Origin of the sequence: Flavobacterium sp. GT3R68 (assembly GCF_007109225.1) — a bacterium.
Classification (GTDB): domain Bacteria; phylum Bacteroidota; class Bacteroidia; order Flavobacteriales; family Flavobacteriaceae; genus Flavobacterium.
The window spans coordinates 746,340-762,001 of the sequence record NZ_VJZK01000001.1 but is presented as its reverse complement, the minus strand read 5'-3'; the positions used below and the strand labels follow the sequence as shown (position 1 = coordinate 762,001).

Genomic DNA, 15,662 nt, shown 5'->3' with positions numbered 1-15,662 from the left:
ATTAAAAATCCGCTTCGTGCGGATTTTTTATTTTTGCTATCTTTATCCCTTTTCAACTGACAGAAATAAATCTGACACCTTAATGAAGCGATACCTTTTTTTGTTGTTCTTTTTTACCGGAATATTACAGGCGCAATTCCAAATCAATGGAGTTGTGAAAGATGCATCCACTAATAAACCGCTTTCTTTTGCGACTATTACGAGTTCCGAAGGAAGCGCTATTTCAGATGTCGATGGAAAATTCACTTTGCAGACCAAACAAAATATCAGCAGTTTCATTACTTCGTACGTTGGCTACAATTCCACCAACAGCATTGTAGAGCCTAATAAAAAATTCTATTCCGTTTTTCTTTCACCTCAGCCCGATAACCTCAACGAAGTTATTATCAGTGGCAATCCGGCGGTAGCCCTCATCAAAAAAGTAATTCAACGGAAAGACCAAAACAATCCCCAGAAAAAATTAAAAAGCTTTCAGTTTAAAGCATACAACAAACTTATAGTCAGTGCCAATCCTGATTCTATAAAAGGAGCTATTGATTCTGTTTTTACGCATAAATTCGGACGAAAACAATTCACAAAAATCGATTCCTCGGATTACCAATTTAAAAAGATCATCAGCAAGCAACATTTGTTTCAGACGGAGAAAGTCTCGCAGTTCCAGTTTAACGAAAGCGGACTGAAAGAAACGGTATTGGGAACCAAAATGGCCGGGTTTAAACAGCCCGTTTATGAACTTTTGGCTTTCGACCTGCAATCCTTTTCCATTTATGATTCGCGTTTTGAACTTTTTGAAACCAAATACAACAGTCCCATTGCAAGCGATGCTGTAACGCATTATAATTTTAAATTATTGGACACGGTGGTCATCGCAGGACGCTCTACATTTATGATTCACTTCAAAAATAAAAAGAAGCGAAACGCTGCCGGATTGGAAGGCATTCTTTATATTGACCAGGAAAATTTTGCCATTGCGAAAGCCATCACACGTATCAAAGGGGTTTTGGACATCACGGGAGTCAATGAGTTCCTATATTTGGAAAAAGAAGATCTTTGGTTTCCGATCACAAAAAATTTCAAAATCGTCAAAGGAAAAAACGATGATGACATTAAGATTCTCGGTGGAACCATTCAATTTGAAGCTGATACCGAAGATTTCAAATCCAGAGAAAAAGTCGCATCGGATTTCACGTATTTATTGTCCGAAACCAACTATTCCGAAATCGTTTACAATGTCCCGGTCAACATTAAAAAATCATTTATTGCTGTGGATGTCAAGGACGATGCGGCCACTAAAAATGAGACCTTTTGGTACACCTACCGAAAAGACAGCCTTGATCTCAGGAGCCAAAAAACATATGAAGTATTAGACAGTATTTCGGTCAAAAAAAGGATTGAAACCCGGTTGCGTTTGGGACGAAAAATAATTAACGGGTATTTACCGATTGGCTTTTTCGATGTGGATTTGCGTTATCTGTTAAGCTATAATAACTATGAAGGATTCCGCTTGGGATTTGGGGGCATCACCAGTGAAAAATTCTCGCAAAAATACCGCATTGAAGGCTATACTGCTTACGGAACAAAGGACGGGAATTTTAAATATAACTTAGGAGGTGCAGCACGCGTTGGCAAATTTTCGAACACGTGGATTGGAGCGGCGTATACCGACGATGTTCGGGAGATTGCAAGTACTGTTTTTACAATTGATAAAAGGGTTTTCAAAATTTATGACCCAAGACCTATCAACGTCAGCACTTTTTACAATCATGTGACGTGGAGAGCCTACATTGAGACCAAAATAATTCCGAAAACGGAAAGTATCTGGCAGCTAACCCAAAGTAGGATTGAGCCCAAATTCAATTATGCGTTCAATGTAGATGGAAAATTATACAGCGTTTTTAATATGACCACCGCTATGGTTTCCTTACAGTGGAGTCCATTCAGTGATTATATGCAGACCCCTACCGGCAGGTTAGAAATTGAAAAGAGGTTTCCAAAATTTACTTTTCAGTTCACCCAATCGTTGCCGAATGTATTGGGTAATGATTTTACTTTCGGCAAAATTGACTTACGGGCAGACTATGAAAAAAAATATCTTGACGGACAGAAAACAGCCTTGCTGATGTCAGCAGGATACGCTTTTGGAGATGCCCCGTTAACGCATTTGTACAATACATCTCCCAACAGCCTGACAAAAGACCGGGTAATTCAGCGTATCACGCTTGCGGGGAAAAACAGTTTTGAAACGATGTATTTCAACGAGTTCTTTTCGAGCCAATATATATTTCTTCAACTGAAACACGGCTCGAAACGGGTCACTTTATTCAAAAAAGTGAAACCGTCATTGGTATTGGTAACGCGCATGGCTTGGGGGAATATGGAAAAACCCGAACAGCATGTGGGTATTGTTTACAAAACATTAAACAAAGGATTTTTCGAGTCCGGAATCGAACTGAATCAGATTTATTCCGGATTTGGATTATCAGGTTTTTATCGGTACGGTCCTTATCAATTGGCGAGATTCGAAGACAATCTATCTATTAAATTGAGTTTTGTACTCGACTTAGGGCTTTAATGACTCGACACCAACTTTAATCCGACGATGGATGCAATTAGAGTGGTAATGAAGAAAATACGCCAAAAGTCAGCGGGTTCTTTAAAAATGAAAATTCCAACCAATACGGTTCCGACAGCCCCGATTCCGGTCCAAACGGCATACGAAGTTCCTATTGGAAGTGTCTGGATAGCTTTGTACAACAAGAGCATGCTGATGGCCAGACAAATTAAAAAACCGCCTAACCACAACGTTGACGTTGTGCCTGATGTTTCTTTGGCTTTACCTAAACAAGCCGCAAAACCTATTTCAAAAAGTCCGCCGATAATCAATAAGAACCAATTCATAATTATGGTTTAATAATCAGAATGGACGGAATATCGCTCAGCCAGCCACTTTGTGAATTCACCAGACTTTTCCAGCTGTCCAGACTAATCAGCATCAGATCCTGCTCGGTTAAAAACTTGTTTCCGACTACGTTTGCAATCATGGAAATATTATTAGGATATTTGTGTTCCAAAGCTTCAATGGCATTAGCAATGACAAAATTATTTTTTATCTGTCCGTTCATATCCAAGATAGAGATATGGGAGTCGTTGTTGTAGATTAGTTTTTGCACATAATCAATCAAAAAAGCATCATCCAGTCCAAAAACCGGCATAAAAACATGCTTTACATCATGAAGATCTTTATCCACTAAAATACCCAGTGGCATTTTGCTTTTAGAAATAATTTGGCGTGTTCTTTCGTCAAAAGGAGAATTTTCGAACAACCCTTCCTTACCGATAAATTTATCAATCAAACGATCCGGATTTATAATCCGGGTGGTAAACCCAAGGACTTTCCCCAATAAAGTACCTTCAAATATAGATTTTCCAAGACCTACCAGTAATAAATCGTATTCGCCATGATTTGCAATATCCGCTATGTCGGTTTCAATGTCTATGGTGGCTTTAAAGATAGTGGTGATTTTTTGATCAAGCACTTCTGATTCTTCAATAATAGGATGAAAACTGTCCTTTTCATTTTCCTCCATATTGAAAGAGTGGATTTCATCGCTAAATGTTAAGTGCATCGCGGTAATGGTCGCTGTCTCTTTTTGTTTCTTAATCATACTATGGGCCAAACGAAGTAATGATTTTCCCTTCTCCTTATTCCCAAACGATATTAATATTTTGAATTTTCCATTGTCTATAATTTCCTCCGGAATAATGGCATCTTTGGTTTTAAATACCCAATTGATAAGATCAAGAGCTGGTCCGGTCATAAAAGTGGTCACCAAAGCCATAATCACCATCATAGTAAAGACCTCCGGCGTTAGTACCTTTAAATCCAAACCAATGTTCAGTACAATCAGTTCCATCAGACCTCGCGTATTCATCAATGCTCCAATAGTCCAGCTGTCCCGCCAACTCTGCCCGACAAATTTGGCAGCAAAGGCGCTTCCGAAAAACTTACCCACTACCGCTACCAAAATAATCAAACCGGTAACTTTCCATAAATACGGATCATTGATCAATCCAATTTGAGTCCGTAATCCTGTGAAAACAAAAAACAACGGTAATAATATAATGACCGAAACATCTTCTACTTTTTCGATGAAAATATTTCTAAACTTGGTGCTGTCCGGCATAATTGCTCCTGCCATAAAGGCACCAAAAAGAGCGTGAATCCCAATTACTTCAGTTGCATAGGAAGATAAAATTAATGTCAAAAAGAAAATAGCCACAACGGGTTTACTCAAACTATCGCTGGCAGCATATAAATCGCCCACTCTTTTGAGGAAAGGCTTTACCACAAACACCATCGCCATAACATACACAACGGCAAGTCCGACAATATACACAGCGCTGACAAATGTTCCGGCTTTCACTATCGCAATCACTACAGCCAGCAAACACCAGGCAGTAATATCATCTGCAGCAGCACATGTAATTACAATAGCGCCCAAACGGGTTTTATGAATACCTCTTTCCTGTACGATTCTGGCTAAAACCGGAAATGCGGTAATACTCATTGCAATTCCCATGAACAGACTGAACGAAAGAAATTCGACATCTTCAGGAGCAAAGCGGTGATACACAAAATAAGCAAGGCCGATTCCGAGTGCAAAAGGGATAACAATACTGGCATGGCTGATCACCACCGCATCGTTCGCTTTATTTTTAAGAACTTTCAAATCCAGTTCCATGCCGATAACAAACATGAAAAGAATCAAACCAATTTGGCTCAAAAACTGCAAATTACCTAAGGATTCCGACGGAAATAAAGCAGCTGAATATTCCGGAAGGTACATTCCCACCAAGGAGGGTCCTAAAACAATACCGGCGATAATTTCACCGATTACGGAAGGCTGGCCAATTTTTCTAAACAACCAACCAAAAAAACGGGCCACAAGAATAATGGTGATGATTTGCGCTAAAAGAATTGCCAACGGATGACGCAGATTATGGCTCATCGCATTCAAAAAATCTTCCCAATGTCCATTTTGTGGCGCAGTAATCTGGAATTTTTTTCCCAATTCCAAATCTTTTCCTTTTGAGATAATCCAATAGATGAGTATTGTAAAACCTCCCGTTACACCAAAATAAAATAATGCATTTCTAAATTTATTCATACAAACAGGTACTGTATTTTCGTCTTTTGAAGTACAAAGATGAGAAAACCCACACTATAAATAATACCGATTTTCAAGATATTAATGTAAATTTAAAACTCGCCGTAAAACTATGTCAATATTTAAATAAAAACTGGTGTAAATTAAAATGGATTTCGCGCTTTTAACTACCTTTGTTACCCTTTAAAACAGTGATATGGTCAAGTGGTTCAGTTTAGGATTCTGGGAGTTAATCGCCCGAATTGTGCTTCGAAATAAAATTCTGATGTTGTCAATTATCGTCGGAATAACGGCGCTTCTGGCCATGCAGTGGAAGCATATTCATTTTACGTATACCGAGGCCAATCTTCTGCCGGATGATAATATTGTCAATATCGAATACAACGCCTTCCTGAATAAATTTGGAGAAGAAGGAAATCTCGTTATCATTGGGGTTAAAGACAGTACTATTTTTACCCCAAAAGCCTATGCAGCGTGGAGTAAGATGATGAACTCGCTTAAGAATAACAAGGAAGTGGACTTGGTAGTGTCGCTGAACGATTTAAAAAAATTACAGAAAAACGACTCCCTCCAAAAGTTTGAATTGGTTCCTTTTGTTGACCAAAGCAAAACAGTAGACCCGGCCTATCTGGCGAAAATTAAGAAGCAATTATTCAATGATTTGCCTTTTTATGAGGGATTGCTTTTCAACAAACGTTCGGGAAGTATCCGTTCGGCGGTCTATCTGGACAAAAAAATCGTCAATACTCCGGCCAGGAAAGACTTCATTATCAAAAAATTAATCCCGGCAATCAAAACTTTTGAGGACGAAACCAAAATTGATCTCCGTGTTTCCGGAATGCCTTATATCCGTACGCTGAACGCACAAACAATCATGAACGAAATCGGCATTTTTATCGGTGCCTCTTTACTGGTCACTTCCTTGCTTTTCTTTTTCTTTTTCAGAAGTTTCCGCGCGACAATGATTTCAATAATCATTGTAATTATCGGCGTTATGTGGTCATTTGGTTTCTTGGGATTGTTGCATTATGAGATTACGGTATTGACGGCCTTGGTTCCTTCCTTAATCATTGTCATCGGAATTCCCAATTGTATTTTCCTTACCAATAAATACCATCAGGAATACAAAATCCACCGAAACAAAGCCAAAGCCTTGCAACGCGTTACAACCAAAGTAGGAATGGCCACTCTGATGACCAATCTTACCACCGCCATCGGTTTTGCCACCTTTGTAGCTTCCAATAATCAATTGTTATTGGAATTTGGCGTGGTGACTTCCATCAATATTATGGGCCTTTTTGTTTTGTGCATTATTGTTATTCCGATTTTTCACAGTTATATTCCTCCTCCAAAAGACAGACATATCGAACATCTGGACCGAAATTACGTCAAGGTTTTTATGGAGTGGATTCTGCGAAACGTAAAATACAACCGTTTTTCAATTTATGTTGTGGCAGTGAGCCTCTTGATTATCAGCATCATTGGAATTTACAAAATGCGTATTTCCGGCAGCCTCATTGAGGACATGCCCAAAAAAGCACCTTTTTTCCAGGACATTGTTTTCTTTGAAAAAGAATTCGATGGTGTGATGCCACTAGAAATCATGATTGACACCAAACGGAAACGGGGCGTCATGAAACTCGCTACCCTGAAACGAATGGAAGAATTGGAGGAAACGATTGATGAAATCCCGGAATTGTCCAAACCCATTTCGATTGTCAATCTTGTAAAATATTCCAAACAGGCGTATTATAATGGCAATCCCGAATATTACGAACTGCCGACTTCTCAGGAACAGGCGTTCATCTTATCGTATGCAAAAAATGCCGCCAAGGGCAACAAAGACAACCTGATGAAAAGTTATGTGGATTCCACGGGCCAATACGCACGGATTACCACGTTTATGCGCGATGACAGTGGCGATAAAATGCCCAAAATCGAAAGTGAGATCATGAAAAAGGCAAATAAACTTTTCCCGCCGGACCGCTATCATGTGACCATTACAGGAAAAGCCCTGGTGTTCCAAAAAGGAACCGGATACTTGCTGGACAACCTGCTTTCGTCATTGGTTTTTGCGTTTTTCCTGACCTCCATGTTGGTTGCCTTTATGTTCCGATCGTTCAAAATGGTACTGGTTTCGTTAATCCCGAACTTATTGCCACTGTTACTGACCGCCGGTATTATGGGCTTCCTTGATATTCCGCTGAAACCATCAACGATTCTTGTTTTCGGAATTGCGTTCGGACTTTCGGTCGATGATACGATTCGTTTTCTGGCTCAATACCGCGAGGAATTAAAGAAAAACAACTGGAAAATCCGTAAATCCGTATACGCCACATTCAGCGACGCAGGTCTGAGTATGTTCTATACTTCAATCGTATTGTTCTTTGGATTCTCGGTGTTTATGCTGTCAAGTTTCGGGGGAACCATCGCCTTGGGCGGACTCGTTTCAATCACTTTATTCTTCGGAATGTTGTCGAATCTGATGCTGCTTCCGGCTTTGGTGTTAACGTTAAACAAAACGCTGGCAAACGAGCAGGAATTCATCGAACCGAAAATCGATATTATTGAACATAGCGATGAGGAGATTGATAATCTGGAAAAGAAGCTTTAATTTTTTATTTTAACGCACAAAACGAAGCTTCCGATTGCGTTAGCCCCGATAGCAGCGGTATCCTTTTACTTTTTTTGTCATTGCGAGGAACGAAGCAATCAAAAAAGTAAAAGATATAGCGAATAGCGGGAAATAGCTCCTGATTAGACTATTTCCCACCATGACAATTACAACAAATCGATTATATTTGCATTTCAAAATGCAAGAACATTTTTAATACCAATTCATAATTATAATGAAACATACAAAAGTTAAAGACTTACTGAACAGTACAAAAACGCTTCACGAAGTAAATGCAAAAGGTTGGGTGAGAACTTTTAGAAACAGTCAATTTATCGCACTGAACGACGGTTCGACGATCAATAATATACAATGTGTTGTCGATTTTGAAAACACACCGGAAGAAACTTTAAAAAGAATTACCACCGGAGCAGCCATTTCAGTAATTGGTGAATTGGTGGAAAGCAAAGGTGCGGGTCAGAAATATGAAATTCAGGTAACCAGACTTGAAATCCTTGGTGATTCGGATGCGGAGAAATTCCCAATGCAGCCTAAGAAACATTCGTTGGAATTCCTACGTGAAAATGCGCATTTACGTGTGCGTACCAATGCTTTTGGAGCGATTATGCGCGTACGTTCGGTTTTGTCGTTTGCCGTACACCATTATTTTCAGGAAAAAGGGTTTGTATATGTAAACACGCCAATCATTACCGGTTCGGATGCTGAAGGTGCCGGGGAAATGTTCAAAGTAACCGCTTTGCCTTTTGACAATACGCCAAGAACAGAGGAAGGAAAAATCAATTACAAAGAAGATTTCTTCGGAAAAGAAACCAACCTTACCGTTTCCGGACAATTGGAAGCTGAAACTTTTGCGATGGCATTGGGCCAGGTTTATACTTTTGGACCAACGTTCAGAGCGGAGAATTCGAATACATCACGCCATCTGGCCGAATTCTGGATGATAGAACCGGAAGTGGCTTTCAATGATTTGAATGATAATATGGACCTGGCGGAAGATTTCATCCAGTACGTCATCAAATATGTAATGGAAAAATGCCCGGAAGATTTGAAATTCCTGGAAGCTCGTTTAACCGAAGAAGAAAAAGCGAAACCTCAGGCCGAAAGAAGCGAAATGCCGTTATTGGAAAAATTGAATTTCGTTTTGGAAAATAATTTCAAACGTGTTTCGTATACCGAGGCAATTGACATTTTAAGGGATTCAACGCCGAATAAAAAGAAAAAATTCAACTATATCATTAACGAATGGGGTGCCGATTTACAGTCGGAACACGAACGTTATTTGGTGGAAAAACACTTTAAATGCCCGGTAATCTTATTCGATTACCCAGCAAATATTAAGGCGTTTTATATGCGTCTGAACGAAGACGGAAAAACAGTTCGCGCGATGGATATACTTTTCCCAGGAATCGGGGAAATCGTTGGAGGTTCCCAAAGAGAGGAACGTTACGACGTGTTGGTTGAGAAAATGAAAGTTTTAGGAATCGATGAAGAAGAATTATGGTGGTATCTGGATACCCGAAGATTTGGAAGCGCGGTTCATTCAGGATTTGGACTTGGATTTGAAAGACTGGTACTTTTCGTAACCGGAATGAGCAATATCCGTGACGTGATTCCTTTCCCAAGAACACCAATGAACGCTGAATTCTAATAGTAAATTTGTTGATTCGGTAAATTGTTTATCCAATAATAATTAATAACCAAGTCATCAAATAACCGAATACACATTACCATGCTAAAGCAATTTTTAAATTTAAAATTATCACAGAAATTATCTCCACAGCAAATCCAGCTGATGAAGTTAATTCAATTGCCTACGCAAGCTTTCGAGCAACGCCTTTTGGAGGAAATGAATGAAAATCCCGCTCTCGAATCCGGAAAAGAGGAAGAGGACTATGAAAAGGATGAGTTCGAAAATGAAGAGTATGACGATTACGATGCGTCCGAATCCGAACGAATTGATGCCGAAGATATTAATATCGATGAATATTTAAGTAATGACGACACGCCGGATTATAAGACGCAGGTCAACAACTACAGCGATGACGACGAGGAAAGGGAATCTCCTTTGGCGGCACCGGTGAGTTTTCATCAGGATCTGATTAATCAGCTGAATACGTTTATTCTGAATGATGAGGAACGCGAAATTGCCGAATTCCTTGTTGGAAGTATAGACGATATGGGTTACATCCGCAGAAGTGTTCAGGACATTGTAGACGATATGGCTTTCACCCAGGGAATCTACACCGATGAAAAAATGGTGGACCGCATGCTGCACATCATTCACGAACTGGAACCTTCAGGAGTTGGAGCCAGGGATTTGCAGGAATGTCTTTTATTGCAGCTGAAACACAAAACCCCTACCGAATCAGTAGCATTGGCAATGGATATCGTTGAAAACCAATTTGAGGCTTTTACCAAAAAACATTACGATAAGTTATTACAGAAATACGGCGTTTCACAGGAACAGCTGAAAAAAGGAATTGAGGAAATTGAAAAACTGAATCCGAAACCAGGAGGTTCCTATACGGGAAGCAACAAAATGATCGAGCATGTCGTTCCTGATTTTGCCATCCGTATTGTAGAAGGAGATTTGGAACTGACCCTGAACGGCCGAAATGCCCCTGCTTTGCATGTTTCCAAAGATTATCAGGAAATGATGCAGACTTACAAAGAGTCCCGGGATAAATCCAACGCACAAAAAGAAGCGGTACAGTTTATCAAACAGAAACTCGATTCTGCCAAATGGTTTATCGATGCGATACGCCAGCGTCAGGAAACACTTTTTGTGACAATGAATGCCATTATGCATTATCAGCAGGAATTTTTCCTTGAAGGAGACGAAACCAAAATGAAACCAATGATCCTTAAAGACATTGCGGATATGGTAGGTTTGGATATCTCTACCGTTTCGAGGGTAGCCAACAGTAAATATGTTGAAACCCCGTACGGAACAAAATTAATCAAGGAGTTTTTCTCGGAAGCGATGAAAAACGATCAGGGCGAAGATGTGTCTACACTTGAAATCAAGAAAATCCTTCAAAATGTCATAGAGGAAGAGGATAAGAAAAAACCTTTACCGGATGATCAACTGGCCGAAATTCTGAAAGAGAAAGGCTATCCGATTGCCAGAAGGACGATTGCAAAATACAGAGAGCAATTGGATATTCCGGTGGCAAGAATGAGGAAAAAAATGTAAGGCAGCCTTCTGATGAAAAAAACCCTTCCCTTTTTTTCTTATTTATTCCATCCGATATTCATTCCGGTTTTTGCGACCTTGTTTTATTTTTTGTTCAACGAAAGTTATTTCAATGACCAGCAAAAACTTCTAATCGTACTTCAGATTGTCATTATTACCATATTTATTCCGATCTCCTTTTTTTTTCTGCTTCGTTCTTTAGGAAAAATCGATAACATAATGGTTTCGGAGTTATCGCAAAGGAAATTTCCATTGATGATCCAGGCGGTTTTAATTGTCACTCTCATCCAAAAAAGCATTACACTGGAAACCATTCCGGAATTGTATTTTTTCTTTTTAGGCGGCCTTGCAAGTACTATAATGGCGCTTATCTTTCTGCTTTGCAAAATAAAAGTCAGTCTGCACATGATTGGCATCAGCACGTTAACGGCTTTTGTTATCGGATTGAGTTTCCATACGCAGACCAATATTATCTACACGATTGCTTTTTTAATTTTCATGAATGGAGTCGTTGCTTCTTCCCGACTTGCCATGAAAGCGCATACGAATCAGGAATTAGTGTTGGGTTTCTTTGTGGGAATGCTTCCGCAGGTAGTGTTAGGATATTTTTGGCTATAGGATATAAAACATAAGCCCCAGATTCAGGGTACTCATTTTTATCTCATTCCCTTCCAGTTGAGCCGATTTGAAGATGGGTTTTAATCCATAATAAGCATAAACGTTCCACGTATTACGTCCTGCTGCCATGTAAAGTCCATATTGAAATTTATCCAGGTCTTTATTTCCTTTAACAATAATACGGCTGTCGCCATCAATATATTTTGATTTGTCGTACACAAGATAACTTAATTTGACTCCGGTATAAATGCGCCAGAAAATATGGCTTTCAGGCGTGGAGGTTCTCCAGCGGTACTCGATTGGCAGGTCAATGTAATGTAAGATTAATTTATTTTTATCATAATCTATTTCAGGATCTACTTTATTGTATTCCGGTCTTCCATCAGTTTCCGAAATCAGAAGACTGTGATTGTAATTATTAATGGAATAACCCAGACCAACCGCTACTGCCCGGTTTCTTTTCGTATTGATGGGCATATCCCTCAAAAACCCAATAGAAAAGCTAGGCGTAAATTTGTTTTGAGAGATCCCCTTTGGCCGGTTTTGCAAATCATTATAAGTAATACCGACATAAAACTGATCTTCCCTATACAAGGAATCCAATGCGGCAAAATTTGGTGCTTCCTGAGAAAAAGCATTGAAGATGGAGAAAAAAATAAAAATATTCAGAAAAAATCTCATATTGGTTTTTTTGGGATTTCAATATCCTGTCCCAGAAAACTAAGACTGATACGCATATAAAATTACATTAAAAATTTAACCCCGACAGAAAATTCTAGGAGTTTTTAGAGAACTAGGTTGCTTAAACTATAAAAGTGCTTTCTATTCTGTTCCTAAAACGATCTAAAGGCATCAAATCAATTTCAGTATCCGTACCATCAAAATCGAATGGATCGTCCAAGGCTTTGATAAGAAAATACAAATACAAAAAAACAAATGACAAAACTCCTGAAACCACTACAGAAGCCGTATCCGTTTTAAAATGACTCACGATTACCAACAGGATTATTATAAATAGTATGCTCTGTTGTAAAATATAGGCTGACCTGATAAAATTAGTACGCGCGATAGTATAGGTTCGGGTTAATTGTTTGCGAAGCGCATTCGTATTTTCCTGAATTCCTTTAATGGCTTCCTTATCACAGGAATTTTCAGCAAAATAGTATACGATTTCATTCAAGCGCCTCAATAACGGAAAGACGGTTTGGGAATTTTTATTTTTACTTTTCAGCCATTCTAGAATATTATCGGTTACAAAAATCAACTCGGATTTCAACAATTTCTTGTCTAAGACTACTCCAGAAGAGGAAACCGAAGAAACGCGGATCACGAGTAGCATCCAATCCTGTATGGACTCTAAGTTGCAGGCAATTTCTCCCGGGATTTTTTCACTTTCTTTAAAATCAGACATGGTACCTGCAAGCAAAAGCCCCATTACAAAAAAAGCTCCGGTAAAAATGACTCCAACATCGGAAAATTCTATAAATTCTATTACGGAAACGCCATCTTTGGTTTTGATAAATATGGATATGAATTTAACCAATGCAATCAGCAACGCGATTGGCAACACTTTTCCATATATGGATTTCGGGTTTAACTTGTAATTCATATGATTGAATAATATTAAAGTAGGTTAAAACAAAAAACCCTCAAAATCTTGTGATTCGAAGGGCTTAACTGCTTAAATATCATCTGGCAGAGAGAAAGGGATTCGAACCCTCGATATGTTGCCATATACACGCTTTCCAAGCGTGCGCCTTCAGCCACTCGGCCACCTCTCTAATTTATTTTAAGATTGCAAAGAACAAAAAAAAAAGTCAGTTATCGAAATTTAAAAGCAGTTTTTATGATAATTCTCCGCGAATAGCTGTTTCGAAGATGGTTTTGAATACATTAGGAGCCACTTTTTGTCCCAATAAATACATTAACTTGGTAACAGCGGCTTCTGTAGTGATGTCTTTTCCGGAAATGATCCCGATTTTTTTGAGCAGCGTACTGGTTTCATATTGTCCCATACTGACACTTCCGCCGGAGCATTGCGTCACATTTATGATATGCAGTCCGTTTTTTATTGCTTTTTTCATTAGGGAAATAAACCACTCTTCGGTAGGGGCATTTCCCGACCCATAGGTTTCGAGGATGACACCCTTCAGATTCGGAATATTGAATATCGCAGCTAAAACCGCTTCATTAATTCCTGGAAACATCTTGACGATAACCACATTATTATCCAAATCGGTATTGACCTTAAGTTTCTTCGAACGTGATTTAGGTAAAAGCAACGCATGGTTGACTTTTAAATGCACTCCGGATTCCGCCAATTCGGGATAATTTGGGGAAGCAAACGCATTAAAATGTTCGGCATTTATTTTGGTAGTCCGATTGCCCCGGTACAATTTATATTCAAAATACAATCCCACTTCATTTATAACCGCATTTTTATGCTGCAGCGAAGCGATTTGAATCGCAGTAATCAAATTTTCTTTGGCATCGGTGCGCAAATCTCCAATCGGTAATTGGGAACCCGTGAAAATAACCGGTTTGTTTAAGTTTTCGAGCATAAAACTCAAAGCTGAAGCTGAGTATGACATAGTATCGGAGCCATGCAAAACAACAAATCCATCAAAAGAATCATAATTTTCCTCGATAATGTCTGCAATCTTAATCCAGCTCTCCGGATTCATATTGGAGGAGTCCATGGGATTTACAAAAGAGATCGTTTCAATTTCACAATCCAATTGTTTCAATTCAGGAATTCTTTGGAGTAATTTACTGAAATTGAACGCTTTTAATGCTCCGGTTTCAAAATCTTTCATCATACCGATTGTTCCGCCGGTATAAATCAGAAGTATTTTGGCCTTAGACTGCATTTTGGTATTTTAATTTATTGACTACAGGATTAGCATACATCGCCAAAAATCCTTGTAATGCCACAGGATTCTGTTCATCGATCCTCATTTCCAGCCTGCGTTCAAAAAGCGATTTTTCGTTCTCCGTATACATATGAGAATACGTTTGGCTTTTATTGAGGATATCGTAAGCAATGTAATTGGTCGGCCATAATTTATATGTACTCAAAATCGATTCGTCAATAACCTGTGCCAAAGCCTGGATTTGCTTATTCGAGTTGTCAAATTGCGTTTCAATGAGATCCAGCTCCTTGTTCAATACTTCACCCACATGAATGTGAATCCGCTTTTTCTGTCCCATAATTCCGCTTAATAGCGTCATGAAATCCTCATTTTTTTCTTTGATATACGTCTCATTGTTGGCTTCTGCCATTAATTGAGGCATTTTCAAAGCATCCGTGGGGTCATATTCGTATGATATTGAAACAGGAACGATTTTTATATTTCTAAAATATTCCATCAGGTTTTTTTCTTCTGAACCCATTGCCAGCATTTTTAACACTCCTGGATTGGTTGCATCATTACCGTCTTTGGTCCTGCCTTCTCTTTGAGCAATCCATACAGAACGATTTTCACGCAATAGTAATTGCGCCATATACTCGGAAAGAAGTTTAGAACTTTGCAGCATTTCTCTTGGAGAGAGTCCTCGTTGGACCAGAAAATTCCTGTTCAGTTTGGACAAAGTCAATAAAAACGCTTTTTTTACCAGATTGTCACCAATTGCTGAGGCGGTCATGATCAAACCATGATCAAACAAACAGGCATTTAGTAAAGAGGTATCCAAAATGATATCCCGGTGGTTGGATATAAATAAATAAGAGGTATTACTGTCCAGTTTTTCGAAGCCGGAAGTTGTCAGTCCATCAGAACTTTTCTCAAGTACTTTCTGAACGGAATTATAGATAAAGTTGCATTGGAAATCTCGAATCGAATGCGTCTTTTTTAATTGCTCTTTCCACTCTGCATCTTCCATTTCAGGGAAAGTAAAATTCATCAATGCCTTCATCATCGGATGATGAATTACGCTACGGATAGCGTCATTTATTTCGGCATCATAAAACGGACGAATAGTATCAAATTTTGACATCGGGTTTTTATTTATATTCACAAAAGAACGAAAATTTATTGAAAACAAT

Annotated in this window: 11 protein-coding genes and 1 tRNA gene; 5 read left to right on the top strand and 7 right to left on the bottom strand. The window is 38.9% G+C overall.

Annotated elements, in window-relative coordinates; all coding sequences use genetic code 11:
* Nucleotides 1-82: 82 nt before the first annotated feature.
* Entirely contained in the window at nt 83-2,572 is a 2,490-nt protein-coding gene (locus FNW07_RS03250) for a DUF5686 family protein (protein ID WP_126744043.1), read from the top strand.
* Here FNW07_RS03250 and FNW07_RS03245 read toward each other — a convergent pair.
* Nucleotides 2,569-2,898, bottom strand: a complete 330-nt coding sequence (locus tag FNW07_RS03245) for a multidrug efflux SMR transporter (protein ID WP_126744042.1) — start codon at nt 2,896-2,898, stop codon at nt 2,569-2,571. The two genes, FNW07_RS03250 and FNW07_RS03245, sit on opposite strands and share 4 nt — an antisense overlap.
* Before the next feature lie 2 nt (nt 2,899-2,900).
* The gene (locus tag FNW07_RS03240; protein WP_126744041.1) at nt 2,901-5,168 is read right to left on the bottom strand and encodes a cation:proton antiporter; all 2,268 of its coding nucleotides are present in this window, start codon (nt 5,166-5,168) and stop codon (nt 2,901-2,903) included.
* A 196-nt stretch (nt 5,169-5,364) separates the two neighbouring features.
* Here FNW07_RS03240 and FNW07_RS03235 point away from each other — a divergent pair, with 196 nt between their 5' ends.
* The 4 genes from FNW07_RS03235 (at nt 5,365) to FNW07_RS03220 (ending at nt 11,617) form a co-directional block, all read left to right on the top strand.
* Nucleotides 5,365-7,782 (top strand): RND family transporter, encoded by a 2,418-nt coding sequence (locus tag FNW07_RS03235; protein ID WP_126744040.1) that lies wholly within the window; start codon nt 5,365-5,367, stop codon nt 7,780-7,782.
* 235 nt (nt 7,783-8,017) lie between these two features.
* Nucleotides 8,018-9,451: an asparagine--tRNA ligase gene (asnS, locus tag FNW07_RS03230; protein WP_126744039.1), complete on the top strand. Its 1,434-nt coding sequence runs from the start codon at nt 8,018-8,020 to the stop codon at nt 9,449-9,451.
* An 81-nt stretch (nt 9,452-9,532) separates the two neighbouring features.
* Nucleotides 9,533-10,999 carry an RNA polymerase factor sigma-54 gene (gene rpoN, locus FNW07_RS03225; RefSeq protein WP_126744038.1) on the top strand — a complete coding sequence of 489 codons (1,467 nt, stop codon included), beginning with the start codon at nt 9,533-9,535 and terminating at the stop codon, nt 10,997-10,999.
* Nucleotides 11,000-11,011: 12 nt separating this feature from the next.
* The gene (locus FNW07_RS03220; RefSeq protein WP_126744037.1) at nt 11,012-11,617 is read left to right on the top strand and encodes a hypothetical protein; all 606 of its coding nucleotides are present in this window, start codon (nt 11,012-11,014) and stop codon (nt 11,615-11,617) included.
* Here FNW07_RS03220 and FNW07_RS03215 read toward each other — a convergent pair.
* From FNW07_RS03215 to FNW07_RS03195, 5 genes are all read right to left on the bottom strand, one after another.
* Nucleotides 11,612-12,298 (bottom strand): porin family protein, encoded by a 687-nt coding sequence (locus FNW07_RS03215; protein WP_126744036.1) that lies wholly within the window; start codon nt 12,296-12,298, stop codon nt 11,612-11,614. The two genes, FNW07_RS03220 and FNW07_RS03215, sit on opposite strands and share 6 nt — an antisense overlap.
* A gap of 121 nt (nt 12,299-12,419) precedes the next feature.
* Nucleotides 12,420-13,226 carry a hypothetical protein gene (locus FNW07_RS03210; protein ID WP_126744035.1) on the bottom strand — a complete coding sequence of 269 codons (807 nt, stop codon included), beginning with the start codon at nt 13,224-13,226 and terminating at the stop codon, nt 12,420-12,422.
* 84 nt (nt 13,227-13,310) lie between these two features.
* Nucleotides 13,311-13,398 (bottom strand) — tRNA-Ser (locus tag FNW07_RS03205).
* Nucleotides 13,399-13,461: 63 nt separating this feature from the next.
* Nucleotides 13,462-14,487: an asparaginase gene (locus FNW07_RS03200; protein ID WP_126744702.1), complete on the bottom strand. Its 1,026-nt coding sequence runs from the start codon at nt 14,485-14,487 to the stop codon at nt 13,462-13,464.
* Nucleotides 14,477-15,613 (bottom strand): 1-acyl-sn-glycerol-3-phosphate acyltransferase, encoded by a 1,137-nt coding sequence (locus tag FNW07_RS03195; protein ID WP_126744701.1) that lies wholly within the window; start codon nt 15,611-15,613, stop codon nt 14,477-14,479. Before FNW07_RS03195 ends, FNW07_RS03200 begins: the two co-directional genes overlap by 11 nt.
* Nucleotides 15,614-15,662: the final 49 nt, after the last annotated feature.